Genomic DNA, 26,006 nt, shown 5'->3' on the forward strand with positions numbered 1-26,006 from the left:
ATCCGCTTGCGGCTGCCAAAAGCCCCGCCTAGACTGAACGGAGCCTGACGACTCTGGCAGGTTTTGACATGGAGGGGTGGTAATGGTGTTCCAGACCCTGGATGGCAATGAAGCCGTGGCCTCAGTGGCCTATCGATTGAGTGAAACCATTGCCATCTACCCGATTACCCCGGCGTCGGTGATGGGTGAGCACGCGGATGACTGGGCTGCCCAGGGCAAGCCCAATCTCTGGGGCCAGGTGCCGGGCGTGGTGGAAATGCAGTCCGAAGCCGGTGCGGCCGGGGCCATGCATGGTGCACTGCAGTCGGGTTCGCTGGTGACCACGTTTACCGCCTCCCAGGGGCTGCTGTTGATGCTGCCCAACCTGTTCAAGATCGCCGGCGAGCTCTCGCCGTTCTGCATGCACGTTGCTGCCCGCAGTGTGGCCACTCATGCCTTGTCTATTTTCTGTGACCACTCCGATGTAATGAGCGCCCGGGGTACCGGCTTTGCCCTGCTGGCCTCGGGCTCGGTGCAGGAAGCCCAGGACCTCGCCGCCATAGGCCATGCGGTGACCCTGGAAAGCCGGATACCGGTCATGCACTTCTTCGATGGCTTCCGCACTTCCCACGAAATCGACAAGATTGTGGCGCTGAGCGACGAGGACTTGCAGGCACTGGTGTCCCACGATGGGGTGGAAGCACACCGTAACCGCAGGATGACGCCTGACCGGCCGGTGATAAGGGGCACTTCCCAGAACCCGGATGCCTTCTTCCAGTCCCGGGAAGCCACCAATCCATTTTATCAGGCGTTTCCGGAGCGATTGGAAGCCGTCATGGCGCGGTTTGGCGATATCACCGGGCGCCAGTACCAGCTGTTCGATTACGTCGGCCATCCGGAAGCCGAGCGAGTGGTTATTCTGATGGGTTCGGGCGCTGAGTGCGCCCATGAAACCGTGGAATGGCTGATGGAGCAGGGGCAAAAGGTCGGCGTCCTCAAGGTGCGCCTGTTCCGGCCCTTCGCAGGTGACCGCTTCCTGCAAGCGCTGCCGGATACCGTGAAACACCTGGCGGTGCTGGACCGGACCAAGGAGCCCGGAGCCCAGGGTGAGCCGCTATTGCTGGAAGTCAGCGGCGCACTGATGGAGGCTTATAGCAGGGGCGACCGGCAAGTGTTGCCCCGGGTGATCGGCGGGCGCTACGGCTTGTCCTCCCGGGAGTTCACCCCGGCCATGGTCTGTGCGGTCTTTGACCAGTTAGACGAGCCGTCACCGAAAACCCGCTTTACCGTCGGGGTTCGCGATGATGTGACGCACCTGTCACTGGACGTCAACAGCGAACTGGATATCGAATCACCGAAAACCCGCAGGGCGCTGTTCTTTGGTCTCGGCGCCGACGGTACGGTCAGCAGCAACAAATCCAGCATCAAGATCCTCGGCGAGGGCACGGACCTGTTTGCCCAGGGCCATTTTGTCTACGATTCCAAAAAATCCGGCGCCACCACCGTATCGCATTTGCGCTTCGGCCCACTGCCGATCCGCTCCAGTTACCAGATTCGCCAGGCCCAGTTTGTAGCCGTCCATGCGCCACAGTTCCTGGAACGGTTTGATGTTCTGGAACATGCGGCCCCGGGCGCCACGGTGTTGCTCAACGTACCCTGGCCACCGGATCAGGTATGGGACCGGTTATCCGTGGAAGCCCAGCGGGTATTGGTCGAGCGCAAGGCCCACCTGTTTGTGATTGATGCCGCCGAGGTGGCAGAGAGGGCCGGTCTGGAGCGACGTATCAACACCGTCATGCAGGTGTGTTTCTTCGCCCTGGCTGACATCCTGCCCCGTGACGAGGCCATTGCCCACATCAAGGAGTCAATACGCCAGACCTGGGGCCGTCGCGGGCCGGAGGTAGTTCGCCGCAATGTGGAGGCGGTGGATTCCGCCCTGGCGAACCTGCACGAAGTGACGGTGCCGGGCGAGGTAACGGCGACCCGTAGTCGTCCGCCAAGAGTCCCTGAGGACGCGCCGGACTTCGTCCAGAAGGTCACCCGCCTGCTGATGGACGGCCAGGGTGAAAAGCTTCCAGTCAGCGCCTTTCCGCCGGACGGTACCTGGCCCACCGGCACCAGCCAGTATGAAAAGCGAAGTATCGCCCTGGAAATCCCGATCTGGGAATCTGACCTTTGCGTGCAGTGCAACTTCTGCGCAATGATCTGCCCACATACTGCGATTACCAGCAAGGTCTTCGAACCGGAAGCGGCCAAGGGGGCCCCGGATACCTTCGAGGCGGTACCCGAAACCCACACCCGGGAACTGGAAGGGCTGGATTACCGGATTCAGGTGGCGCCGGAAGACTGCACCGGTTGCGGTTTGTGTGTGGAGGTGTGCCCCGCCAAGGACCGCAGCCAGCCCAAGCGCAAGGCGATCAACATGAGGCCACTGGAGGAACATCGGGAAGTGGAGGCGGAGAATCTGGCGTTCCTGCGTAGCTTGCCGGATGTGCCCCGGGACCGCATTCCCCGGGACTTCAAGTCGCTGCCGCTGCTGATTCCCCTGTTCGAGTATTCCGGCGCCTGCGCCGGCTGTGGCGAGACGCCTTACATTCGGCTGCTCACCCAGTTACTGGGGGACCGGCTGCTGATTGCCAATGCCACCGGCTGTTCCTCCATCTATGGCGGCAACCTCCCCACTACGCCTTACACGGTGAATGCAGATGGGCGAGGGCCGACCTGGAACAACTCGCTGTTTGAAGACGCTGCTGAACTGGGTCTGGGCATGCGGATGGGGCTGAACAAACTGGTGGGCCGGGCCCGGCAGTTGTTGGAGGACATGAAAGATAAGCTTCCTCCGGAGCTATACCTCGATCTGACCAGCCCCTGTGCGACCCTGGATGAGACGGCCATGATGACAAGGCGTCAGGCGGTGGAACGGCTGCGTGACTGGCTGTCGGACCAGCAAGGACCCGAAGCGCGGGAGCTGGCCAGCCTGGCCGATGAGCTGTGCCCCAAGAGCGTGTGGGTGATTGGCGGTGACGGCTGGGCCTATGACATCGGCTATGGCGGCCTGGACCATGCCCTGGCCTCGGGCCAGAACATAAAACTGCTGGTGCTGGATACGGAAGTGTATTCCAACACCGGCGGTCAGCAGTCCAAGGCCACGCCCATGGGAGCGATTGCCAAGTTTGCTGCCGCCGGCAAGGAAACCCGCAAGAAAGACCTTGGCCTGCTGGCCATGAGTTATGGCCACGTTTACGTCGCCCAGATTGCCATGCAGTCCCACAGCAACCAGACCACCAAAGCCCTGCAGGAAGCCGAAAACTTTGACGGTCCGGCGCTGATCATTGCCCACAGCCCCTGCATTGCCCATGGCTATGACCTGGTGCATTCCCCGGCGCAACAGAAGCGGGCAGTGGACAGCTGGGCCTGGCCGATCTATCGATTCGACCCCCGCCGGATCCACCAGGGCCTGCCGCCCCTGCAACTGGACTCCGTGCGCCAGAAAGTGCCCATGAAAACCTACATGCAGGAGGAAGCTCGCTTCCGCATGCTGGAGTTGCGGGATCCACAGCGCTACGAGCAGCTGGCGAGCGCAGCCAGTGACGCGGCAACGGAGCAGCGGGAGCTGTATATGCAGCTGGCGGGTATCCACTTTGAGCCCCATGAATCACCTGCCGATCCGGCCAAGGGAGCAGACCATCATGACTGACCTGACAACCCGGTGGCTCGGGCTGGACCTGAGATCGCCCCTGGTGGTTGGCGCCAGCCCGCTGACCGATGATCTGGACGCACTCAAAGCCTGTGTAGAGGCCGGCGCCGGTGCCATCGTGATGCATTCACTGTTCGAGGAACAGCTGGTCGCGGAGCAGATGGCCGCCCATCGGTTTATTGATTCCCGAATCAATACCGATGCGGAGGCGCGCTCCTTCTTCCCGGAATCCGAAGTGTTTGAAATGGGCTCCAGCAGCTACCTCAAACGTCTGGGACTTCTGCAAACCGCGCTGGATGTGCCGGTGATTGCGTCGCTCAACGGCATTTCCCCTGGTGGCTGGACCCAGCATGCCCGGGAGCTGGAAGAGGCCGGTGCGGCGGCCATCGAGCTCAATCTTTACGATCTGACCACCGACCCGTCCGACACGGCCGTTTCCCTGGAACAGCGCCAGCTTGAGGTGGTGCGCTCGGTGGTGGAGCAGGTCACCATCCCGGTCAGCGTCAAACTGTCGCCCTTCTATTCCGCGTTACCTGCTTTTGTGGCAGGCGTGGAAGCTGCGGGGGCCCGGGGGCTGGTGCTGTTCAACCGCTTCTATCAGCCGGATATGGATCTTGAGGAACTGGAGCTGAGCCGGGAAGTGGTGCTGTCCACCAGTGCCGAACTGCCCCTGAGGCTGCACGGACTGGCGATGCTGTTCAACCGTACCACGCTGGAAATGGCGGCCTCCGGCGGCGTTCACAGCGGCGATGATGCTGCCAAAGCCATCCTGTCCGGCGCAACGGTGGTGCAAGTGGTGTCGGCGCTGTTGGGCGAGGGGCCAACGGCGCTGGCCAGAATCACCGACGAACTGAACCAGCGCCTGTCGACCATGGGCTATACCACCCTCACCGAAGCGCGCGGCGCCCTGTCACTGGAGAATGCACCCAATGCCCAGACCTGGGAGCGATTGAATTACGCCCGCCTGTTGCATGGCTGGCAATCGTCTCAGTGAGCTGAAATCGATTGGTCGGGTTTGCTGATCAAGCGCGGTAACCATTTCAGGTAGGCTGTCATCCCGAACAATTCCACCAACGACTGGAATACAATCACCACCACCGCCGGCGCCCATGACTCTGGTAATGCGATGGCAAAAGGCAGCACCACGAAGGAGTTGCGGGTGCCGAAGCTGAACGCCAGGGTTCGCCCTTGTGCGCCCGGTAAATGGAAGCTCCTGCTCAGCACTTTGCCGACCAGTGCAGCGGCCACCAGATAGAGCGAAAAAATCACCAGCAACTGGGGCAGCATGCGCCCGGTCTGCATGACCAGGGTGATCTGTGATGCTGCAATCATGAACACCACCAGAGCCAGGACCGGCACCGGCAGCCAGCCAAGGGCCCGGATATAACCTGTAAAGGCTGGCCTTTGTTCACCGGCTTTCTCTGTCAGCCAGGCCAGTAGCAACGGGGTCAGGATCAGCCCGAAAAACACCGGCACAAAATGCCCGGTCAGGTTGGTGCTGACCATGTCGTCTCCGAGAAACAGCCAGAGATAGATCGGTAATGTCAGGATCTGCAGAACCAGCAGGATCGGACTGGCGGCAATGGCCCGGGCGCCGTCACCGCCGCCCAGATGGGTAAAGCTGATAAACCAGTCTGTGCAGGGCACCAGCAGGACCAGCAGAATGCCAAGCCGGATGGCAGGGTCTGCAGGCGCAATGAACAGCAGCAGCCACACGATGGCGGGCATGATAAGAAAGTTGCCCAAGACCAGGGCGGTATTGAACCGCCTGTCGCGGAAAGCGGCAGCCAGGTGGGTCAGTGGCACCTGGGTAAAGGTGGTATACAGGAGCACCCCGAGCACCGGCCAGAGCAGGGTCTCAAAGGTCACTGTGACCGCTGGCCAAAACCAGCCGGTCACCATGCCGAAGATGATTGCCGCCAGATAAAGCCAGACCTGATGGCGCTCCAGCGAATCTTTCATTATGGCGCTGACTCAGCCGTTTTGTGACGGTACTTCGCGAATACGGCCGTGTTCATCAATGGCCACATACACAAAGAGCCCCTCCGTTACCTTGCGAGGCGCTTGTGCCGTGCGGTCCAGGGTCCAGACTTCAATGTTGATCTTCATTGAGCTGCGGCCCACTTCGACCAACTCTCCGTAACAACCAACCTGGGAACCAACCCGCAGCGGTGACAGGAACTCCATTCGATCCATGGCAACCGTGGCGTTGCGGCCCTGGGAGATTCGCCCCGCCATGGTGGCGGCGGCAATGTCCATCTGTTTGACCAGCCAGCCGGCGAACACATCACCGTTGGGGTTGGTGTCGGAGGGCAGGGGGATTATCTGGATTATCAGTTCACCCCGGGGCATGGGTTTGTCGTCATCGAGCGCGGTCATGAATTAACCTTTCTGGTCTGGAATTGTTTTAGTACCACGCATGGTAGCGGCCTTTGCGGGGTCTGCAAGAAAAATTGAACGACCTGTTCTATATTGCAGGTGTTGTAACAAAGTTGTCACAGAGTGCCTTTATCGTTCACACATCGGTGAAGCAAACCCGACATAAAAGTCAAAGTGACAAATGGAGACTCAACGTGATCAAACTTAAAACAGCCCTTACAACTCTGGCACTGGCAGGCAGCATCGCCGCCGTGTCAACTCCGGCCATGGCTCGCGACACCATCAACATTGTCGGATCCTCTACCGTTTATCCGTTTGCTACTGTAGTAGCCGAGCGTTTTGGTCGTAACACCGACTTCCCGACTCCGAAGCTGGAATCCACAGGCTCCGGCGGCGGGCTGAAGCTGTTCTGTGAAGGTGTTGGTACCCAGCACCCGGACATCACCAATGCTTCACGTCGCATGAAGAAGAGTGAGTTTGACAACTGCCAGGCCAACGGCGTCAAGGAAATCACCGAGGTACGTATCGGCGCTGATGGTATTGTCATGGCCAACTCCAAGGATGCGGAAAAGCTTGATCTGACCCTGGAGCAGGTTTTCCTTGCCCTCGCCAAAGATGTGCCGAACCCGGACGGTGGTGACGAACTGGTCGCCAACCCTTACATGAACTGGAGTGACATCGACTCCAGCTTGCCGGATTATGAAATCAGCGTAATGGGTCCTCCTCCGACTTCAGGTACTCGCGACGCATTTGTTGAGCTCGCCATGGAGAGCGGCTGCAAACAGTTCGACATGATTGCACAGATGGAAGACGCGAACGAAGACAAGTTCAAGAGCGTGTGTCACAGCATGCGTGAAGACGGTCCGTTCATTGAAGCTGGCGAAAACGACAACCTGATTGTGCAGCGCCTGGCACAGGATCCGGAAACACTGGGTATCTTCGGTTACAGCTTCCTGATGGAAAACTCAGGCCAGATCCAGGCCGCGACTGTAAACGGTGTTGAGCCGACTCCGGAGAATATTTCCAGCGATAAATACCCGGTCGCCCGTTCACTTTGGTTCTACGTCAAGAACGCTCACGTGGGTGTGGTCCCGGGAATAAAGGAATACATTGCCGAGTTTACCAGCGAAGGCGCCTGGGGCGACAATGGCTATCTGGTTGATGTAGGGCTGATCCCACTCCCGCGTAACCAGCGTATGGCAACGGCTAAGAGAGTAAAAGATCTGGAGCCGATGACTGGTAACGAGCTGTAAGGCTTCATCAGTCAGTGTCAGGGATGACTGATAAGGAACGCGGGCTGAAGGCTCGCGTTCCTTTATTGCTTTAGTATGAATATTTTTGCGCGGCAAGCTGGCAAAATAGACGTCCAGTTAACTCAAAGCCATCAAAACAGAGACTGATATGCAGACGGCTAATCTTCTGCCCCTGGTTCTGGTTCTCGCCGTGGTTGCCTATGGCCTCGCGTACATGCGGTCCAGGGCTGTGGCGGCGCCGCTGGGCGGCATCCGGAATCTCAAGGCACTTCCTTTCTATTATGCGGCACGAGCAGCACTCTGGTGTGCGATTCCCGCATTGATTGTGCTGGCAGCCTGGGCCGGTTTCGAAGGCAAAGTTATTCAGGGCATCGTGATCGCATCGCTGCCTCAGGATACCTGGCCCGAATCTGCAGGGCAGGCCAGCCTGATACTCTCGCAAATCAGCAACGTTGCAGCAGGTAAGCTCAATCCTGAATTTGTGCCCGAGCATATTGCCGGGGCAGCGTCGCTACTGGAAGCGATGGAAAGCAAGAGCGAAAACTTCAAGGCTGCGCTGGTGATACTGATCGCAGTATTAGGGGGCACGTTTGCGTGGACCCGAGTCGCGCCCCATATCAACGCCCGGAAAAACGTAGAAACAACGTTGCGCAGAATTTTCTTTGTATGCGCCGCATTGGCAGTGTTGACCACAGCGGGCATCGTATTCTCGGTGATTCTGGAGACCGTACGTTTCTTCGGCCGAGTGCCGATTACCGAGTTCCTGTTTGGCACCACCTGGAGCCCTCAGACCGCCTTGCGTGCCGATCAGGTAGGTTCCGACGGTGCCTTTGGCGTTATCCCGCTATTTACCGGCACCCTGTTGATTTCCGCCATTGCTTTGCTGGTTGCCGTGCCTGTCGGCCTGCTTTCTGCCATTTACCTGTCCGAGTATGCCAGCAAACGGATGCGCTCAACGGTGAAGCCGATACTGGAGATGCTCGCGGGCATCCCCACCGTGGTTTACGGTTTTTTTGCCGCTTTGACGGTAGCCCCGTTTATCCGTGATCTTGCTCAAATAGTGGGGCTGGAAGCCTCTTCACAGAGCGCACTTGCCGCCGGCCTGGTGATGGGAATCATGATCGTGCCATTTGTGTCTTCGTTGTCGGATGACGTGATCAATGCGGTACCTCAGACCATGAGAGATGGATCCCTGGCGCTCGGTGCAACACAGTCCGAAACCATGAAGAAGGTGATTTTTCCGGCGGCCCTGCCCGGAATCATCGGCGGTATCCTGTTGGCAGCATCCCGCGCCATTGGCGAAACCATGATCGTGGTGATGGCGGCAGGACTGGCAGCCAACCTGACGGCCAATCCGTTGGAGTCGGTAACGACAGTAACCGTTCAGATTGCAACATTGCTGGTGGGTGATCAGGAGTTTGACAGCGCCAAGACCCTGTCTGCCTTTGCATTGGGTATGTTGTTGTTCATAGTGACGCTGCTGCTCAACGTGGTTGCCCTCAAGATCGTACGCAAATATAGGGAACAGTATGAGTGATCAACGTTCTCAGGCGGAGATAGTCCGCAACTCGCTGAAACGCCGGTACCGCAAGGAACGTAGATTTCGCCTGTACGGAATTCTGGCAATTTTCATCGCCCTCGCGTCCCTGGTAATCCTGTTTGCCGATATTATCGGTAAGGGACATACAGGGTTCATAAAAACCACTATAACCCTGAATGTAACCCTCGATTCCGAAATGATGTACCTGGATGATCCGACCGACGAAGATCAGCGGTCTATGGCAGATTTCACTGCGCCTATTATTGCTGCATTGCAAGAGCAGATTCCGGAAGCAGAAGGCGCTGCGGATAAGCGTGCCCTGGGCGGCTTCCTCGGGACTTATGCATCCAGTGAGATTCGCGACCTTTTGATAAAGAATCCGGACCTTCTTGATACCACCCAGACAATCGAGTTCCCGGCCCATGACCGGGTGTCGGTATACGTCAAACACGCGGGGAATCCCCGGTACAGCATTAAGCTGTCCGAGCAGCAACAACGCTGGGTGGATGAATTGTTGGAGAAAGGGATTATCGATACCAGCTTTAACGACGTGCTGTTCAGTCGAGGCGACTCCAGGGAGCCTGCCAATGCTGGCGTTCTTGGTGCGATAGTCGGCTCCCTGCTGACCATGCTGGTGACCCTGGCGATCTCGTTTCCAGTGGGCATTGCGGCCGCAGTGTATCTGGAAGAATTCGCGCCCCAGAACAAGATCACCGATTTCATCGAGGTCAATATCAACAACCTGGCCGCAGTGCCATCGATCATCTTCGGTCTGCTGGGCCTTGCGGTCTTCATTGGTCTGTTCGGCATGCCGCGGTCAGTGCCCGTGGTGGGCGGCATGGTATTGGCACTGATGACGCTGCCAACGATCATCATTTCCAGCCGCGCGGCCATCAAGAGCGTGCCGCCCTCTATACGTGAGGCGGCCGAAGGTGTCGGTGCCTCCAAGATGCAGGTGGTGCTCCATCACGTGATACCCCTGGCGATGCCCGGCATGCTGACCGGTTCCATCATCGGTATGGCCCAGGCCCTGGGGGAGACGGCACCGTTGCTATTGATCGGCATGGTGGCCTTTATCGTGGACGTACCGGGCGGCTTTTTTGATTCAGCCACCGTACTGCCGGTACAGATATACCTGTGGGCAAGCAGCTCCGAGCAGGGTTTTGTCGAGCTGGCATCCGCCGCCATTATGGTGCTGCTCACCTTCATGATCAGTATGAACGCACTGGCGATCTGGCTGCGCAAGCGGCTTGAGCGTCGCTGGTAAGGAGAACGAAATGAACACGATGAATCCGAGCATTTCCACGGAAGCCAACATGCGAGACCAGGACGCAGAGATTCCGGTGCCCCAGGACAAGCCAGAAGACACGGTAATCGAAGAAGGCAAGACGGTTGGGGAGCCCTTTTCTGACGACCCCAAGTTCAAGTTGCGTAACGTGAGCGTTTCATACGGTAGTGACCGCGCGATTAAGGATATCAGCCTCGATATTGGTCGGAATGAGGTGATCTCGTTTATCGGCCCCTCTGGTTGCGGCAAGTCGACTTTCCTGCGCTGCCTCAATCGCATGAATGACAGCATTGATATCTGTCGCGTCAAGGGCCAGCTGATGCTGGACAACGAGGACATCTACAGCTCGAAACGGGATGTGGTCGAACTGAGGGCCCGTGTAGGCATGGTGTTCCAGAAGCCGAATCCCTTTCCAAAATCTATCTACGACAACGTGGCCTACGGCGCGAGAATTCACGGTTTGGCAAACCGAAAGTCCGATCTGGACGACATCGTCGAAAACAGCCTTCGCAAAGCCGGGTTGTGGGAAGAGGCGAAGGATCGTCTCGATGCAGTCGCGACCGGCATGTCCGGTGGTCAGCAGCAGCGACTTTGCATCGCAAGAGCCATCGCCGTGAGCCCGGAAGTGATCCTGATGGACGAGCCCTGTTCTGCGCTGGACCCGATTGCGACTGCAAGAGTCGAGGAACTGATCGCCGACATGTCTGAGAGCTATACTATCGTAATCGTGACTCACTCCATGCAACAGGCAGCGAGGGTGTCTAATCGCACCGCGTATTTCCATCTGGGGCATCTGGTTGAAGTAAACGAGACCAACAAGGTATTTACCTCACCGGAGCACGAGCTTACCGAATCCTACATCACTGGCCGTTTTGGTTAAGCCCGGTACGGTTGAACACTGGAGAACAGAGTTATGCCAGATAAAAAGGACGATGTTTACGGCGATCATATATCGCACAAGTTCAATGACGAACTGATGGCCCTGAAGAGCGAATTTCTCGAAATGGGCGGTCTGGTGGAATCCCAGGTGGATCGGGCCATCACAGCGTTGGTGGAGAACGACGGCCACCTGGCTGACGAAGTCCGTGCCACCGACAAGAAAGTCGACCAGATGGAAATCGAGATGGACGAGGAGGCCACTCTGATCCTGGCTCGTCGCCAACCCACGGCGCGGGACCTGCGACTGGTGGTTGCAGTGATCAAGATGGTCTCAGACCTGGAGCGTGTCGGTGACGAGGCCAAGAAAATCGCCAAGTTCGCCATCAAGCTGTCAGAGGAAGGCCAGGCGCCGCGTGGCTACGTGGAAGTGCGTCACATCGGCAATCATGTCCTGGCTATGTTGCACGACGCCCTGGACGCCTTCGCACGCCTGGATTCTGAGCAGGCGCTGCGAATCATGAAGGAAGACAAGCGGGTGGACGAGGAGTACCAGGCGGCCACGCGCACGTTGTTGACCTTCATGATGGAAGACACCCGCAACATTTCCCGATGCATGTCGGTAATGTGGATTCTCCGTGCCCTGGAGCGGGTGGGGGACCATGCCTGTAACATCGCCGAGAACGTGATCTTCATGGTCAAAGGCGAGGATGTTCGGCATACCCCTGTGGAAGAAGCCGAAAAAGTCGTTGGCCGCTGAAGGCTAGGCACCAGGTTGCCAGCAAGTGGGCCGGTCATGCTGTTTGGGATCTATCTTTGGCCATGGATGGCCAAAGTTAAGCGCGCATGGATGCCTTGAGCGTGTCCCAAACAGCATGACCGGCCCGCTTGCTTCCCCGAGGCTGAAAAATCAGCCCTGCTTCATCTTGTCGGTATACGGCGGCCACCCCATGGGCTTGCCTGCCAGTACGTGCAGGTGGATATGGAAGACCGTCTGCCCCGAGTTTTCTCCACAGTTCATCACGGTTCGATAGCCATCGTCCGCAAACCCCATTTCCTTTGCCAGTTTGGCGGCAACCCAGTACAGGTGGCCTACCAGTTCGCGGTCGCCTTCCTGGATATCGTTGATGGTTGCGATTTCCTTTTTCGGGATAATCAGCAGGTGCACCGGCGCCTGTGGATTGATGTCCCGGAAGGCCAGGCTGGCATCGTCTTCATAAACGATATCGGCCGGAATTTCGCGGTTGATGATCTTGGTAAAGATGGTCTCCGACATAGTGGTTCCTTGTTAAAGTTGTTTGAACCCGGGTAACCGCTCCGCCAGTTGACGGATGACCGGGGGTAGTTCGTCGTCGATACCCATAGCGTATTTGGCCACCCGGTTTCTGGCAAATGGCATGGCTTTCGCCGCCCCCAGGCCCAGGTTGCGCAGCAGGTGCAGAGGTGGCGTGCGGTTGCTGAACAGGTGGTAGAAAACATCCATGGCCAGCATCATGCGGCGGTTGGCCGGGCGGCGTTGCTGCTCGTATTGATCAAGTCGGGCAGGGTTGGCCAGGTCACAGCCGGCGCGCCTGGCTTCGCGGAGGACCGACTGCAGGCAGCGGGCGTCCTGGAAGCCCAGGTTTACGCCCTGGCCTGCCAGCGGATTGATGGTATGGGCAGCGTCGCCTACCAGTACCACGCGGTTGTTTACATAGTTTTTGGCATGCTGGCGCGCAATCGGGAAGCTGGCCCTGGCATCAATGTGGGTAAGCAGCGGCAGCTCCGGCGGGAAAGCGTTCTGTATTTCCGCCATCAATACGCTGTTATCCAGTGATTTGAGGCGCGCCAGCTCTTCCGGTGAGTCGTACCACACCAGCGAGGCCCAGCTTTCGCCGTTACCGGCGGCATGCAGTGGCAGGAAGGCCCGTGGGCCGCTTGGGTAGAAGCCCTGCCAGGTGATGTCCTGCACCGGGCCCTGGTAGCGCACGGAGATTACCATCGCCTGTTGCTGGTACTGGTCACGGGTGACGCCGATGCCGGCCAGGTTGCGGGTGCCGGAGTTGGCACCGTCTGCGCCGACCACCAGTTCGCCAGTCAGTTCCGTGCCATCGTCCAGCATTACGGTTGCGTTGTCGTCGCTATTGCTGAGGCTGGTGACGGCATGGCCCGAAAACAGGGTGACGGACGGCTGTGCGGAAGCGCTGCTCCAGAGTGCCTGCTGGGTGATGCAGTTCTCCACAATATGGCCCAGATGGCGGGCGGACAGATTACGGGCGTCAAAAACCACCTCGGCGATCTTGCGGGGCAAAACATTGCTCAATGGATGGTCGGTTTCATCCCATACCGCCAGGCGGGTATAGCGGGTGGCGCGCATGGCGAGGATATCTGGCCAGGCGCCCAGTTCGGTCAGATAGCGCTCACTGCCGGCACTCAGGGCTGATACCCGGATGTCGGGAGGCTGAGCGGCATCGTAGGAGGGCGCGGCACCCTGATCCACAAGGCCAACGCGAAAGCCGCTGCGGCCAAGACCGGTGGCGAGGGCAGCGCCGACCATGCCGGCACCAACAATAACAACATCAAAGGCTTGGGTCATAACGGGTTCCTGTCTGATACGCCCAGTTTACGCGATGGGCGCGTTCAGACAAGCGGCCCGGAGCAAGCCTGCACCGAGGGGTGCTTTCAGTAGCCAGCCAGGTTGGCAGTGTGGCTGTCTGTCAGCGACTCTGCCCGGCGGGGGCGACCTTTCAGCCAGGCGGGTTTTTGCGCCCCCGGCTTGACGAAACCCTGCTCCAGAACCATGGGGTGAACCAGGTTCAGGAAGTCCTCGGTTTTCATATGGATGGACTCGGTATGGCTGCCAGCGGCAAAGGCCAGTTCCGGTTGCCGGGTCAGGGCTTCAGCGCAGTACACCGACATATCAAAGAGGTTGCCGAACGGCGGCATGGCGCCCACTTCGCATTCCGGGAAGCGGTCCTGAAATTCCTGTTCGTCCGCCAGGTCAACAAAGTCGGTATCGAGAATCCGGCTTAACCGGTCCCAGCGAATACGCCAGGTGGCAGGCATGACCAGCATGGCCATTTTGCCGTCCAGTTCAATAATCACGGTTTTTACCACCCGGTCACCAGCGATCTTGACGTGGTGCGCCAGCTGTTGGGCAGTAAAGGCAGGGGGGTGAGACAGGCACATGTACTCCACGCCTGCCTGATCAAGGAATTCCTTCAACTGCTGTACCGGCATAGTGACAACCTCCTACCAGCAAGTCTGGAACCGGTGGTTTTTGTGGGCCCGGCTCACGTGGCCTGGCGGTGGTGCCGTTGTTACCGGCGCCACCGCCATTATTGGTCAGCTTAGTTGAGGCTGCTCAGAAAGCGAGTTACAAAGTGTATTGTTGAGATACCAATCACTCGGTTTTGTAGACGTGCACATCCCGCTGTGGGAAGGGGATGGTGATGCCCTCGGCATCAAACGCCTTCTTTACCTTCTCGTGCATGTCCCAGTAGTACGGCCAGAGGTCGTCAGTGGGCACCCAGGCGCGAAACATAAGATTGACCGAATTATCGCCCAGGCTGCCGACACAGATCCGCGGCTCCGGGTCCTTCAGGGAACGCTCGTCTTCATCGAACAGGCGCTGGAGAATGGCCTTGGCCTTGTCGACGTCGTCGTCGTAATGGATGCCGAAAGTCATATCGCAGCGGCGCTTTTCGTAGATACTGACGTTCACCAGGGTGGAGTTGGACAGGTTGCCATTGGGGATGACGATACGGCGGTTGTCGAAGGTGTTCACCACCGTATAAAGAATCTGAATTTCAGCGACAGCGCCAAGGAAACCCTCGGCTTCGATGGTGTCACCCACCTTGAAGGGCTTGAAGATCAGGATCAGCACGCCACCGGCAAAGTTGGCAAGGCTACCCTGCAGCGCCAGGCCGATGGCCAGGCCGGCGGCACCAATGACGGCAATGAACGAGGTGGTTGCAATACCGATCATGGAGGCGACCGAGATCAGCAGCATGACCTTGAAAACGGCGCTGATCAGGCCACAGAGGAACTTGTTCAGGGTGGGGTCTTTCGCGCCGAGCTTCTTGTCGAGAACCGCGATGAAGCGGTTAATCAGCCAGAGACCGATAACCAGTGTAACAATGGCCAGCACGAATTTCGGGGCGTAGGCCATAACCAGTGCCAGGGCCTCGTCCCACAGCTCTGTGGCGTTGATATTCGTTCCCAGAAGATCTTCCATTCACTGACTCCTTGATCGGTTTTGGTTACTTGTCTGTCGCATACGATGCTTACCTGTGCCTGGCCCACTCGATAATGGCTTCTGGCCCACCCTGCATGACAATCCTGCCTTTTTTCTGGTCCAGCTGGTAGTCATACATGGGATCGTAATAGTTTTCCAGCAGGGCCTGAATCCACTGATGATGCGCGGCGACATCCGCCGTCCGCTGCTGTATATCGAGGGCGTCTTCCATCAGCTGTCGCAGCCTGCTGTGGCGTTCACCACCGAGGCGCTTGCGGATCCGGTCCAGAGCGCTGAGCAGATAATCGCGGAAATTGAGCCAGCCGGCCTCTTCGCCGTCCCGTTCAGCATAGTCCGCAGCCATCTGGTCGACATAGTCTTCACGGATGATGTGTATTCGCTCCTCCATAGGCTGATCAAGCACCATCAAAGATGCTTCCGTCATTCGTTCGCGCAGACTTTCCGGCAACGCGCAACGGCCGACCATCCTGCTTTCATCTTCCAGATAAACCGGCCCGCCGACATGGTGGTGTGCCTTGAGCATGGCAACTGCCAGGCGGTTTTCAAAGTCGATCTGTGACGGCTGGGGAGTGACCTGGCGGCCAAAGCTGGAGCCCCGGTGATTGGCCAGGCCCTCCAGGTCCACCGGATTGGGCAGCTGTTGCAGGACACGGGTTTTGCCGGTGCCGGTGCGGCCGCTCAGAATGACAAACTCCGAGGATTCAACCAGTGCTTCCAGGCTGTCGATGAGGAAGCGTCGCATCGCCTTGTAGCCACCGGTAACCAGCGGGTAGTCGAGGCCGGCCTCACGGATCCACTCCTGGCTCAGCCGCGAACGCAGGCCGCCGCGAAAACAGAACAGGTAACCGTCCGGATGGTCTGCGGTGAAGCGCCGCCAGGCTTCAATGCGCTGTGCCTTGAGGTCGCCGGCAACCAGTTGATGGCCGAGTCTGATCGCTTCATCCTGGCCCTTTTCCTTGTAACAGATACCTACCCGGTGGCGTTCTTCGTCGTTCATCAGGGGAGCATTGATGGCACCGGGGAAACTGCCTTTACTGAACTCGACGGGGGCCCGCACGTCCATCAACGGCGCGTCGTTGAGGAACAGGGCAAGGTAGTCGCTGGTATCGGGTCTGGACGGCATGACGGGGACTGGTTCGTGCTGAAAATGAGGCAGCAGTATAACGGACGTGACGGTTTTTTGCTCGCCGGCAGATGCCGGTCACCCTTGCTGCCGTTACAATGCATCCCTTGCCAGACCCGTACTCCGGAGTAGCCATGACCCCCGACATTCTGAACCAGCACCTCGCGAAAACTCTCAGCCGTGGGCGGGTGGCGGCCACTGCACCGGCGGGCTGCCCTGACATTTCCCTGTATCTGTTCGATCCTTCAGTCCTGGAGGGACCGATCAGCCATGCCGAAGCCCAGGCCGTGGTGGCGGAGCCAGCGTATTGGTCATTCTGCTGGGCCAGCGGGCAGGTGCTTGCGGCTTATATCCTGGCCAACCCTCACCTGGTGAAGGGCGAGACGGTACTGGATTTTGGTTCCGGGTCGGGCATTGTTGCCATTGCCGCTGCTATGGCCGGGGCGCGGGAGGCCATTGCCTGTGACATCGACCCGGCCGCGCTGGATGCTGCCGGAGCCAATGCCAGGCTGAACGGCGTGACGGTGTCTTTGTGTGATGACTGGAGCACACGGCCAGATAATGTGGGCGTTGTGACGGCAGCGGATGTGCTGTACGACCCCGATAATCGGCCCTTGTTGTCGGTGTTCAGGCTGGCTGCACCACGGGTGTTGCTGGCGGACTCAAGGATGAGGGATCTGGGAGATGATCGTTACCGGCAGCAAGTGGTCATTGAGGCCCGCACCTGGCCAGACCTGCACGAGTTCGAGGAGTTCAACCGGGTACGGATCTATCGGGCGGGAGAGGGGCGGGCCGGATAGATAAACAAAAAAAAAGGGCAGCCTCTCGGCTACCCTTTTTCGGAACAGATGTCGCATCCTTGCGCTGTTGGCAACCATCCCGTTGCCGTTTTCCCTTGTCATTCCCTTGTGCCAGCGTCCGAGCCAGCGATCCGATTAGTTGTCCCTTAAGCGAGGCGTCCCTGTGTCCTTGCCTCTCCCTGCATCCAGTTGCCGGGGTGCATCCAGTGCGTCGTCCTTTTCCCTGTCATCCTTGATGTGATCACTATAGCAATTGAAATCTTACAAACACGTGAATTATGCACCCCTTTAAAGTTACGATCTCTTTAATTGTTCAATAAGTAACTGAAAATCAATAACTTGACATTTCTTACGCGAGAGCTGCTCGGTAAGCGTACGTAACAGAGAAGCGAGATCTCACGCTCTTGTAGGATATATCTCACAAGCGACCAGGCTCTTCTCTCACATCTGTTTTCTTGCGCGATGGTTTGGCTCGCCGTCTGATGAAATCCGGGCAGGGCAGCAGCCCGACGGCAATGCCCGCGGCATCGGCCACAATGTCGGCAACGGCGAAGGTGCGATAGGGCAACTGGGCTTGCACGATTTCAATCGACGCACCAAAGGCGATCAGGCCAGAGGCAATCCAGAGCCGGCTGAGCCCGGGCCAGGCCAGGCGTGTCACAATCGTCAATTGCAGGAAGGCCAGCACATGATTCAGCTTGTCGTTATCGGACGAAGGCACCGGGTAGGGCTCGCTTGTGGTTGCGAGATAGAGAATGGCTGTCGCGGATATCACCAGCATTGCCCGCCAGAACGGCTGATAATCAAGCAGAAAACGAATGCGCTGTGTCAGAAATGCCATGTACACCGTCGGGCTGTGGTGGAGTTTGCAACATGATATGCTTTGCGCCCCGTCACTGTCATTGAAGCTGAGGTGCTGCGAGGTATGTTGAAAGGTAACTTTTTCCGTGGCCTGGGATATCTCGGAGAGGGATTCCGGCTGATACGGCAGCCGGGGCTGAGGCTGTTTGTTGTTATTCCCCTCGTCATCAATATTCTGTTATTCGGTCTTCTGTTCTATTTCCTGGCCGAACTTTTCACTGCCATGATCGCGACCGCCATGGGCTGGCTGCCGGACTGGGCCTGGTTGCAAAGCCTGGACTGGTTGTTCTGGCTGCTCTATGGCGCTGTGATCCTGCTCATGCTCGCCTACGGCTTCGTTATTGTGGCTAACCTCATCGGCTCCCCGTTCTATGGCTATCTGGCGGAATTGACTGAAAAACACCTGACCGGTCAGGAAGTCAGCACCGAGGAGGGCTGGAGCCAGATCGTCCGCGATATCCCGCGCGCGCTCTGGCGCGAAGTTCAGAAAATTGTCTATTACCTGCCTCGTGCGGTTGGCCTGTTTATTATCGGTGTTATCCCGGTGGTCAACCTGGTGGCGGCCGTGCTCTGGTTCCTGTTCAATAGCTGGATGATGGCGCTGCAGTATGTGGACTACCCGGCGGACAACCACCGGGTCAGCTTTCCTGCCTTGCGACGCCTGTTGGGAGATACCCGCCTGTCGGCTCTGGGGTTCGGGCTTCCGGTGGCCCTGGCAGCGATGGTGCCGGTATTGAACCTGGTGGTGGTTCCTGCAGCGGTTTGCGGGGCAACCGCCTATTGGGTGCGGGAGAACGGGCCATCGAACAAAGACGTATAAAACCGCAAAAGTCAGCTAAATCCGTCGGAGGTTTCTTGGATACATCGGAATTTGTAATCGGCCAGCGTTGGGTCAGCCACAGTGATACTGCGCTGGGTCTGGGCATCGTCACGGATATTTCCGGTCGCCGGGTGACGCTGGGCTTTCCCGCCGCAGACGAAGAGCGTACCTACGCCATCGACAATGCCCCTCTGTCGCGAATCATCTATCAGATTGGCGAAGAAATAGAGACCTTTGATGGCGACCGTTATGTGGTCCGGGCGGTTGACGATCTGGGCGGCGTGCTGATGTATCACGCCGACGATGGTAGCGATAACCTGACCCAGATCTCCGAAGTGAAGCTCAGTAGTCTGGTGGATTTCTCAGCCCCCCACCAGCGCCTGTTTGCCGGGCAGTTCGACCGCAATGGCGCGTTCCGTTTGCGAATGGCAACGGCACAGCACCAGGACCGGCTGCGGGCATCGTCTGCCCAGGGCCTGATTGGTGCGCGTACCCAACACCTGCCGCACCAGATCTATATTGCCCACGAAGTGGCCAAACGCTATGCACCCCGGGTTCTGCTGGCGGACGAAGTGGGCCTGGGCAAAACCATTGAGGCGGGCCTGATTCTGCATTACCAGCTGCACACCAGCCGAGCTCGACGGGTGCTGATCGTGGTGCCGGATTCGCTGATTCACCAGTGGCTGGTGGAAATGCTGCGGCGGTTTAATCTGCGATTCTCGATCATTGACCAGGGGCGTTACGAGGCCATGGAGGACTTCGCCGAGCTGCCGGAAGAGGAGGACGACCTGGCCGACGCCGATGAGAATCCGTTCGAGAGTGAACAGCTGGCCCTGTGCAGTCTGGACTTCCTGATGTCCAGCGAGCAGGCCCAGGCGGATGCCGTTGCCGCGGGGTGGGACCTGATGGTGGTGGACGAGGCTCATCACCTGGCTTGGAGCCCGCAAGCGGCCAGCCCGGAATACCGTCTGGTTGAACAGCTTTCGGCAACCAGCAAGGGCTTGTTGCTGTTGACGGCAACACCGGAGCAGGTGGGGGTGGCCAGCCACTTCGCACGCCTGCGTCTGCTGGACCCTGCGCGGTTCCACGACCTGGAGGCCTTCAAGGAAGAAGAAAAGCAGTACGAAGTCATCAACCGTGTGGTGTCTCAGATCAGTGAGCAGGGGGTGACGGCGCTTTCCAGCGATGATCGCAATTCCCTCAAGGACTGGCTGGGTGATGAACTGGACGCGCTAATGTCCGCCCAGCAACCGGAACAGGCGGTGATTGATGCGCTGCTGGACCGTCATGGCACCGGACGCGTGCTTTTCCGCAATACCCGTGCGGCGATCAAGGGTTTCCCGGAACGCCATCCGTTGCCGGCTGCACTGCCCTGCCCCGGGATTTATCAGCACAACGACATTGTCCATGGTATTGGCGGATTGACCCCGGAAACCGCGGTGGAGGAAGAACAGTGGCTGGCGGAAGACCCTCGCGTTGCCTGGCTGGAAAAGACCCTGAGCGGTCTGAAACCGGCCAAGGTGGTGGTGATCTGTGCCCATGCCTCGACGGCCATGGCGCTGGAACACTACCTGCAACTTCGCGCAGGTATCCGCAGTGCCGCGTTCCATGAACACCTGAGCCTGATCGAGCGGGACCGGGCAGCCGCCTACTTCTCCGACACCGAGCAGGGCGCCCAGGCGTTGATCTGTTCGGAAATCGGCAGTGAGGGCCGCAATTTCCAGTTCGCCCATCACCTGATCCTGTTTGATCTGCCCGCTAACCCAGATTTGCTGGAGCAGCGGATCGGTCGGCTGGACCGAATCGGCCAGACCGACACCATCGACATACACATCCCCTACCTGCAGGGGACGGCCCAGGAAAGCCAGTATCGCTGGTTCGAGGAGGGCCTGAATGCCTTCGGCGAAAGCTGCTCGGTGGGCGTTGCGGTGCACGAACAGGTTGCGGACCAGTGGCAGGCCGCCATTGATGGCCAGGTCGATGAGCTGCCGGCCCTGCTTGAGGCCTCACAGAAAGAGGCGGAGCGCTTGCGTACCCTGCTGCGCAACGGCCGGGATGCGCTGATTGAGCTCAATTCCTGCCGGCCCGAGGTCGCAGATGCACTGATCAGCCAGATCGAAACCGAGGAAGAATCGGCCCGGGTACGGGACTACATGATCGAGGCCTGCGACATCCTTGGCGTGGACGTGGAGGACCACTCCGAATATGCCGATGTGCTGCGCCCGGGGGAGCAATACCAGGCCGGGCACGTGACGGAACTGCCGGAAGACGGCATGACTGTTACCTGGAGCCGCGACCAGGCCCTTGAGCGCGAAGACATGGCGTTCATGAGCTGGGAACATCCACTGGTCACCGGGGTGATGGAATCGGTTACCAGTTCCGGGCTGGGCAAGGCGGCCCTGGCCAGTATGACGGTCAAGGCCCTGCCTCCGGGTACGCTGTTGCTGGAGGCTCTTTTCACCGTGCATTGCCCGGCCCCGGAATCACTGCAACTGTCCCGCTATCTGCCGGTCTCACCGTTACGGCTGCTGGTGGATGTGAACGGACGGAATCTGTCGGCAACCCTGCCTCACGACCGGCTCAACGACATGTGTTCCAACATTCGCCGGCGCACTGCGCAGGCCATCGTGCCCCAGATTCGCCCTCAGGTGGAAACCATGGTTGATCATGCGGAAGCACTGGCAGAGCCGCACCTGGAGCCTCTGCGAACGTCTGCTCTGGCCCGGGTCAGGGAAGTGTTTGGCCCGGAAATCCGTCGTCTGGAGGCAATGAAAAAGGTGAATCCGGCCATTCGTGATGACGAAATCGGGTTTTTCCGGGAACAGCTGACGGCAGCGGAGACGGCGCTGGGCCAGGCCAGCCTGTCACTTGAAGGTATTCGGGTGATTGTAACTGCCTGATGGTGAACCAGTTGCTGGTCAGAATTCATCTGATCAGGTAGGTTGAACGTAACAAATTGTAGTTTTTGACATTCAAAACCACGGACGACAGAGAGTATCCATGATGACTTTCATACTGTTTCTTGTTGCTGTTGCCGGGCTCCTTGTTGTAATGCGCAACGAATCCGGTGCCAGGCCCGCTATCGGGGTGTTGGTAGTGACAGGCCTGCTTTCGCTGTTCTTCGCGTCGGGCCTGTTGGCGTTGATCCTGTTTATTGGTGCTGCCGTCACAGCGGCCGCCGGCCTGCCCGGGTTCCGCCAGAGCTGGCTGACACCAAGGGTGTTCGCCATGTTCAAGAAGGTGGCTCCCAAGGTTTCCGACACCGAAAAAGTGGCCCTGGAAGCGGGCACCGTCAGTTGGGACGGTGAACTTTTCACCGGTCGTCCGGACTGGCACAACCTGCTGATCAATCGCAACACCGGCCTGTCTGAAAAGGAGCAGGCCTTTGTCGATAACCAGTGCAACCAGGCCATCTCCATGTGTAACTCCTGGGACGTGGCGGTTGAGCGTGCCGACCTGCCGGAAGAGCTGTGGGACTTTCTCAAGAAAGAAGGCTTCTTCGGGATGATCATCCCCGAAGAATACGGTGGCCTGCACTTCTCCGCCAAGGCACAGACAGCCGTGTTGCAGAAACTGGCAGGCAACGAAATGCTGATGGTTTCCGTCGGCGTGCCCAACTCCCTCGGCCCCGGTGAGTTGCTGGTCAAATACGGCACCGAAGAGCAGAAGAACCATTATCTGCCTCGCCTGGCGGATGGTCGCGAAATTCCCTGCTTCGGCCTCACGGGTCCCCGCGCCGGTTCCGATGCCACCTCGCTGCCGGACACCGGTATCGTCTGCAAGGGCGAATTCGAAGGCAAGGAAGTGCTCGGCCTGCGACTGAACTTCGAGAAGCGCTGGATCACCCTGGCGCCCATTGCCACTGTGGTGGGCCTGGCCTTCCGCATGTTCGACCCGGACGGACTGCTGGGTGACACCAAGGACTATGGCATTACCTGCGCGCTGATTCCCCGCAACACCAAGGGGATGGAAATCGGTCGCCGTCACTGCCCCATTGGCACACCGTTCATGAACGGCCCCATCAAGGGTAACGACGTGTTTATTCCGCTGGACTACATCATTGGTGGTCAGGAAATGGCAGGTCAGGGCTGGCGCATGCTGGTTGAGTGCCTCTCTGTTGGCCGTTGTATCACACTGCCATCCGGTGCGGCGGGCGCTGCAGCCTATGCCGTCGGTACCGCCGGTGGCTTTACCCGCATACGCCGCCAGTTCAATACGCCGGTGGCGGATATGGAAGGCGTTCAGGAGCCTCTGGCCCGCATCGCCGCGCAAACCTACATCGCCCAGTCAGCGGTGAACCAGACCGCCAACATGATTGATAAGGGCGAGAAGCCGGCCGTACCTTCGGCGATTCTGAAATACCACCTGACCGAAATGCAGCGTGCAGTGCTTACCGACGCCATGGACGTCCACGGCGGCAAGACTGTCACCCTCGGCCCACGTAACTACCTGGGCATCGGTTTCAGCGGTGCGGCAGTATCCATTACCGTTGAGGGTGCCAACATCATGACCCGCAGCCTGATGATCTTCGGGCAGGGCGCGATTCGGTGTCATCCCTATGTGCTCAAGGAGCTGGCGGCCAAAGACAACGACGACATCGACGCCTTCGACGATGCCTTCTTCAGCCATGCCGGCCTGATCTTCGGCAACGCAGCCCGTGCCTTCACCCAGGCGCTGGGCATTGGCAAGGCCGACGTGCCGTTCGATCATCATGCCCGCAAATACGCCCAGGGCGTGGCCCGCTTCAGCGCCGCCTTCGGCCTGTGCGCGGATGCCGCCATGACGACGCTGGGCTCCGAGCTGAAAATGCGCGAACTCATCTCGGCCCGCCTTGGCGATGTGTTGGCAAACCTTTACCTGGCCTCCATGGTGCTCAAGAACTGGCACGAATCCCAGCCGGTCGACGGCGAACGGGACCTGATGGAATACAGCATGGCGCTGTTGCTGTACCGCGCGGAAAACGCCATGGATGAATTCCTCCAGAACCTGCCCAACCGTCCGGTGGCCCTGGCTCTGCGTGCCATCACCATGCCCCTGGGCCGTCGCTGGGACAAACCCCACGACGACCTGTCCCGCAAGCTGGCCCGGGCTATCTCGACCGACAGCCCGGTACGTGAAAAACTGCTGGCCGGCGCCTGGACCACCGCAGGGGAAGGCAAGGGCGCGGTTGAAAACCCGGTCGCCCAATACAATGGCTTGCTGAAAGACTACGACAAGGCCGAACAGCTCTATCGCAAGGCAACCAAAGCTTATGCCAAAGGACAGCTGCCAATGGAAGCCCTGCATCCTGAGGAGCGTTTCGAGGCTGCCCTGGAAGCGGATATCTATACCAGGGAAGAGGCTGACTTCATGCGCCAGTATGAAGCCACAGTCCTGGAAATGTTGACCGTCGACGACTTCCCATTCGACGAGTTTGCCCGCAACAAGGACACGCTGATCGACCACAACCCGGCCTGATCAGGGACTAATCGCCGCCCAGGATCCAGCGGGCGGCTTTTTCCGCAATCATCAGGGTGGGCGAGTTGGTGTTGCCACTGGTAATGGTGGGCATCACGCTGGCATCGACCACCCGCAGACCTGCCACACCCCTCACCCGCAGGTGGGGGTCTACTACGGCGAGCTCATCGTCGGCGCGCCCCATTCGGGTGGTGCCTACCGGATGGAAAATGGTGGTACCGATATCTCCCGCCAGTTTGGTGAGTTCCTCATCGGTCTGGTACTGCAGGCCTGGTTTGTACTCTTCAGGCTGGTACTGCATGAAAGCAGGCTGTTCCGCAATGCGTCGGGTCACCCGCAGTGAATCCGCGGCCACTTTCCGGTCTTCCGGTGTGCTCAGGTAATTGGGGGCGATGGCCGGTGCCTGTTTCGGATCTTTGCTGCGAATACGTACCGTGCCGCGGCTGGTCGGATTCAGGTTACAGACACTGGCGGTAATGGCCGGGAAGTCATGCAGCGGCTGGCCGAAGGCATCCAGGCTCAGGGGCTGGACGTGATACTCGATGTTGGCGTAGTCGTACTCCGCGGAACTGCGGGTGAACAGGCACAACTGAGACGGTGCCATGCTCATGGGGCCGGAGCGGGTGAGCAGATATTCCAGCCCAATGCGGGCCTTGCCGACCAGTGAATTGACCATGGTGTTCAGGGTAGTGACCCCCTTTACCTTGTACACAGAGCGGATCTGAAGATGATCCTGCAAGTTCTCGCCAACCCCGGGCAGGTCTTTCACCACTTCGATTCCATGCTCTTTCAACAGGTCAGCCGGGCCGATGCCGGAAAGCTGCAGCAGCTGCGGTGAGCCAATGGCGCCGGCTGAGAGGATGACCTCCCGTTTTGCCCTGGCAATGACCTCACCGTCAACCGGCCGGTCAACCCGCACGCCCGTGCAACGGGGCCCGGACCCGGAGGTTTCCGTTTCCAGGCCGAGCACGTGGGTGGAATGCCAGAGGGTGAGATTGGCGCGTTTCCGGGCTCCGCGGAGGAAGGCCTTGGCGGTATTCCAGCGCCAACCCGAGCGCTGGTTCACTTCGAAATAATCGACACCTTCGTTGTCGCCCCGGTTGAAGTCCCGGGTCCGGGGTATTCCGGCCTCGACGCAGGCGGTGGCAAAGTCTTCCAGCACTTTCCATTTCAGGCGCTGATGCTCCACGCGCCATTCGCCGCCGTGGCCGTGATACTTGTCGTGTTCCGGGTCGGCGTCGCCACCGTCATCCAGGCGGTAGTGATCTTCATGGCGCATAAAGTCGGGCAGGCAGTTGTCCCAGTTCCAGTTTTCTTCGTCGGTGATCTCCGCCCATTGGTTGTAATCCCGGGCCTGGCCGCGAATGTAGAGCATGCCGTTGATGCTGGAACAGCCTCCCAGGGTTTTACCCCGGGGATAGATCAGCGTGCGCCCGTTAAGTCCGGGGTCCGGATCCGTGCGGAAGCACCAGTCAGTGCGGGGGTTGTTGATGCAGTACAGGTAGCCCACCGGAATGTGAATCCAGTGGTAATTGTCCCGGCCGCCGGCTTCGATCAGCAATACCCGGTTGGCCGGATCTGCACTCAGCCGGTTGGCCAGCAGGCAGCCGGCAGTACCAGCGCCTATCACGATGTAGTCGAACTCGAGATGTCCCGGTGCTTTGTTGTTGTCGGACATGGCGCTTTCCCCGAAGCT

20 protein-coding genes are annotated in these 26,006 nt (G+C 58.9%); 11 read left to right on the forward strand and 9 right to left on the reverse strand.

Annotated elements, in window-relative coordinates:
• Positions 1-82: 82 nt before the first annotated feature.
• Together nifJ and QPL94_RS04280 are read left to right on the forward strand one after the other, a co-directional pair.
• Complete coding sequence (nifJ, locus tag QPL94_RS04275) at positions 83-3,676, forward strand: pyruvate:ferredoxin (flavodoxin) oxidoreductase (RefSeq protein WP_285355742.1); 3,594 nt, start codon at positions 83-85, stop codon at positions 3,674-3,676.
• Positions 3,669-4,670: a dihydroorotate dehydrogenase-like protein gene (locus tag QPL94_RS04280; protein ID WP_285355744.1), complete on the forward strand. Its 1,002-nt coding sequence runs from the start codon at positions 3,669-3,671 to the stop codon at positions 4,668-4,670. Before nifJ ends, QPL94_RS04280 begins: the two co-directional genes overlap by 8 nt.
• Here the strand turns inward: QPL94_RS04280 and QPL94_RS04285 are convergent.
• Positions 4,664-5,638, reverse strand: coding sequence for an arsenic resistance protein (locus QPL94_RS04285; protein ID WP_285355745.1), 975 nt, complete (start codon positions 5,636-5,638; stop codon positions 4,664-4,666). The two genes, QPL94_RS04280 and QPL94_RS04285, sit on opposite strands and share 7 nt — an antisense overlap.
• A 12-nt stretch (positions 5,639-5,650) precedes the next feature.
• A complete protein-coding gene (locus QPL94_RS04290) occupies positions 5,651-6,055 on the reverse strand; it encodes an acyl-CoA thioesterase (RefSeq protein WP_285355747.1) in 405 nt (134 codons plus the stop codon).
• Between the two features lie 194 nt (positions 6,056-6,249).
• On the opposite strand from QPL94_RS04290, the gene QPL94_RS04295 reads away from it, so the two are divergent.
• The 5 genes from QPL94_RS04295 (at position 6,250) to phoU (ending at position 11,772) form a co-directional block, all read left to right on the forward strand.
• Positions 6,250-7,308, forward strand: a complete 1,059-nt coding sequence (locus tag QPL94_RS04295) for a substrate-binding domain-containing protein (RefSeq protein WP_285355749.1) — start codon at positions 6,250-6,252, stop codon at positions 7,306-7,308.
• Positions 7,309-7,456: 148 nt separating this feature from the next.
• Entirely contained in the window at positions 7,457-8,845 is a 1,389-nt protein-coding gene (gene pstC / locus QPL94_RS04300) for a phosphate ABC transporter permease subunit PstC (RefSeq protein ID WP_285355751.1), read from the forward strand.
• Positions 8,838-10,115 carry a phosphate ABC transporter permease PstA gene (gene pstA, locus QPL94_RS04305; RefSeq protein WP_285355752.1) on the forward strand — a complete coding sequence of 426 codons (1,278 nt, stop codon included), beginning with the start codon at positions 8,838-8,840 and terminating at the stop codon, positions 10,113-10,115. The genes pstC and pstA overlap by 8 nt, the downstream gene beginning before the upstream one ends.
• A gap of 10 nt (positions 10,116-10,125) precedes the next feature.
• Complete coding sequence (gene pstB, locus QPL94_RS04310; RefSeq protein ID WP_285355753.1) at positions 10,126-11,016, forward strand: phosphate ABC transporter ATP-binding protein PstB; 891 nt, start codon at positions 10,126-10,128, stop codon at positions 11,014-11,016.
• A 33-nt stretch (positions 11,017-11,049) separates the two neighbouring features.
• Positions 11,050-11,772, forward strand: a complete 723-nt coding sequence (gene phoU / locus QPL94_RS04315) for a phosphate signaling complex protein PhoU (RefSeq protein ID WP_285355754.1) — start codon at positions 11,050-11,052, stop codon at positions 11,770-11,772.
• Positions 11,773-11,922: 150 nt separating this feature from the next.
• Here the strand turns inward: phoU and QPL94_RS04320 are convergent, their stop codons facing one another.
• The 5 genes from QPL94_RS04320 to mnmH all read right to left on the reverse strand — a co-directional run bounded on the left by QPL94_RS04320 (position 11,923) and on the right by mnmH (position 16,372).
• Positions 11,923-12,288 carry a histidine triad nucleotide-binding protein gene (locus QPL94_RS04320; protein ID WP_285355755.1) on the reverse strand — a complete coding sequence of 122 codons (366 nt, stop codon included), beginning with the start codon at positions 12,286-12,288 and terminating at the stop codon, positions 11,923-11,925.
• A 12-nt stretch (positions 12,289-12,300) separates the two neighbouring features.
• Entirely contained in the window at positions 12,301-13,587 is a 1,287-nt protein-coding gene (locus QPL94_RS04325) for an FAD-dependent monooxygenase (RefSeq protein ID WP_285355757.1), read from the reverse strand.
• 86 nt (positions 13,588-13,673) lie between these two features.
• Positions 13,674-14,231: an aminoacyl-tRNA deacylase gene (locus tag QPL94_RS04330; RefSeq protein ID WP_137436234.1), complete on the reverse strand. Its 558-nt coding sequence runs from the start codon at positions 14,229-14,231 to the stop codon at positions 13,674-13,676.
• A gap of 163 nt (positions 14,232-14,394) precedes the next feature.
• A complete protein-coding gene (locus tag QPL94_RS04335; RefSeq protein ID WP_285355758.1) occupies positions 14,395-15,228 on the reverse strand; it encodes a mechanosensitive ion channel family protein in 834 nt (277 codons plus the stop codon).
• A 49-nt stretch (positions 15,229-15,277) separates the two neighbouring features.
• Positions 15,278-16,372, reverse strand: coding sequence for a tRNA 2-selenouridine(34) synthase MnmH (gene mnmH, locus QPL94_RS04340; RefSeq protein WP_285355760.1), 1,095 nt, complete (start codon positions 16,370-16,372; stop codon positions 15,278-15,280).
• A 134-nt stretch (positions 16,373-16,506) separates the two neighbouring features.
• On the opposite strand from mnmH, the gene QPL94_RS04345 reads away from it, so the two are divergent.
• Positions 16,507-17,172 carry a class I SAM-dependent methyltransferase gene (locus QPL94_RS04345; protein ID WP_285355762.1) on the forward strand — a complete coding sequence of 222 codons (666 nt, stop codon included), beginning with the start codon at positions 16,507-16,509 and terminating at the stop codon, positions 17,170-17,172.
• A 418-nt stretch (positions 17,173-17,590) separates the two neighbouring features.
• On the opposite strand, the gene QPL94_RS04350 is transcribed toward QPL94_RS04345, so the two are convergent.
• On the reverse strand, positions 17,591-18,013 hold the full coding sequence (locus tag QPL94_RS04350; protein WP_285355763.1) for a VanZ family protein: 423 nt from the start codon (positions 18,011-18,013) through the stop codon (positions 17,591-17,593).
• A gap of 84 nt (positions 18,014-18,097) precedes the next feature.
• On the opposite strand from QPL94_RS04350, the gene cysZ reads away from it, so the two are divergent.
• The 3 genes from cysZ to QPL94_RS04365 all read left to right on the forward strand — a co-directional run bounded on the left by cysZ (position 18,098) and on the right by QPL94_RS04365 (position 24,310).
• Complete coding sequence (gene cysZ / locus QPL94_RS04355) at positions 18,098-18,853, forward strand: sulfate transporter CysZ (RefSeq protein ID WP_285355764.1); 756 nt, start codon at positions 18,098-18,100, stop codon at positions 18,851-18,853.
• 35 nt (positions 18,854-18,888) lie between these two features.
• Positions 18,889-21,753: an RNA polymerase-associated protein RapA gene (gene rapA, locus QPL94_RS04360; protein WP_285355765.1), complete on the forward strand. Its 2,865-nt coding sequence runs from the start codon at positions 18,889-18,891 to the stop codon at positions 21,751-21,753.
• A gap of 103 nt (positions 21,754-21,856) precedes the next feature.
• On the forward strand, positions 21,857-24,310 hold the full coding sequence (locus QPL94_RS04365; protein ID WP_285357832.1) for an acyl-CoA dehydrogenase: 2,454 nt from the start codon (positions 21,857-21,859) through the stop codon (positions 24,308-24,310).
• Positions 24,311-24,317: 7 nt separating this feature from the next.
• On the opposite strand, the gene QPL94_RS04370 is transcribed toward QPL94_RS04365, so the two are convergent.
• Positions 24,318-25,988: a GMC family oxidoreductase gene (locus QPL94_RS04370; protein WP_285355767.1), complete on the reverse strand. Its 1,671-nt coding sequence runs from the start codon at positions 25,986-25,988 to the stop codon at positions 24,318-24,320.
• Between the last annotated feature and the right edge of the window lie 18 nt (positions 25,989-26,006).

Origin of the sequence: Marinobacter sp. SS13-12 (genome assembly GCF_030227115.1) — a bacterium.
In the GTDB taxonomy this organism is placed as follows: domain Bacteria; phylum Pseudomonadota; class Gammaproteobacteria; order Pseudomonadales; family Oleiphilaceae; genus Marinobacter.

Coding starts and splice junctions, on each gene's coding strand:
- pstC (WP_285355751.1), top strand. CDS start 7,457: ATGCAGACGGCTAATCTTCTGCCCCTGGTTCTGGTTCTCGCCGTGGTT.
- QPL94_RS04370 (WP_285355767.1), bottom strand. CDS start 25,988: ATGTCCGACAACAACAAAGCACCGGGACATCTCGAGTTCGACTACATC.
- QPL94_RS04335 (WP_285355758.1), bottom strand. CDS start 15,228: ATGGAAGATCTTCTGGGAACGAATATCAACGCCACAGAGCTGTGGGAC.
- pstB (WP_285355753.1), top strand. CDS start 10,126: ATGAACACGATGAATCCGAGCATTTCCACGGAAGCCAACATGCGAGAC.
- QPL94_RS04320 (WP_285355755.1), bottom strand. CDS start 12,288: ATGTCGGAGACCATCTTTACCAAGATCATCAACCGCGAAATTCCGGCC.
- QPL94_RS04290 (WP_285355747.1), bottom strand. CDS start 6,055: ATGACCGCGCTCGATGACGACAAACCCATGCCCCGGGGTGAACTGATA.
- mnmH (WP_285355760.1), bottom strand. CDS start 16,372: ATGCCGTCCAGACCCGATACCAGCGACTACCTTGCCCTGTTCCTCAAC.
- QPL94_RS04280 (WP_285355744.1), top strand. CDS start 3,669: ATGACTGACCTGACAACCCGGTGGCTCGGGCTGGACCTGAGATCGCCC.
- phoU (WP_285355754.1), top strand. CDS start 11,050: ATGCCAGATAAAAAGGACGATGTTTACGGCGATCATATATCGCACAAG.
- QPL94_RS04345 (WP_285355762.1), top strand. CDS start 16,507: ATGACCCCCGACATTCTGAACCAGCACCTCGCGAAAACTCTCAGCCGT.
- QPL94_RS04285 (WP_285355745.1), bottom strand. CDS start 5,638: ATGAAAGATTCGCTGGAGCGCCATCAGGTCTGGCTTTATCTGGCGGCA.
- nifJ (WP_285355742.1), top strand. CDS start 83: ATGGTGTTCCAGACCCTGGATGGCAATGAAGCCGTGGCCTCAGTGGCC.
- cysZ (WP_285355764.1), top strand. CDS start 18,098: ATGTTGAAAGGTAACTTTTTCCGTGGCCTGGGATATCTCGGAGAGGGA.
- pstA (WP_285355752.1), top strand. CDS start 8,838: ATGAGTGATCAACGTTCTCAGGCGGAGATAGTCCGCAACTCGCTGAAA.
- QPL94_RS04325 (WP_285355757.1), bottom strand. CDS start 13,587: ATGACCCAAGCCTTTGATGTTGTTATTGTTGGTGCCGGCATGGTCGGC.
- QPL94_RS04330 (WP_137436234.1), bottom strand. CDS start 14,231: ATGCCGGTACAGCAGTTGAAGGAATTCCTTGATCAGGCAGGCGTGGAG.
- QPL94_RS04365 (WP_285357832.1), top strand. CDS start 21,857: ATGACTTTCATACTGTTTCTTGTTGCTGTTGCCGGGCTCCTTGTTGTA.
- QPL94_RS04350 (WP_285355763.1), bottom strand. CDS start 18,013: ATGGCATTTCTGACACAGCGCATTCGTTTTCTGCTTGATTATCAGCCG.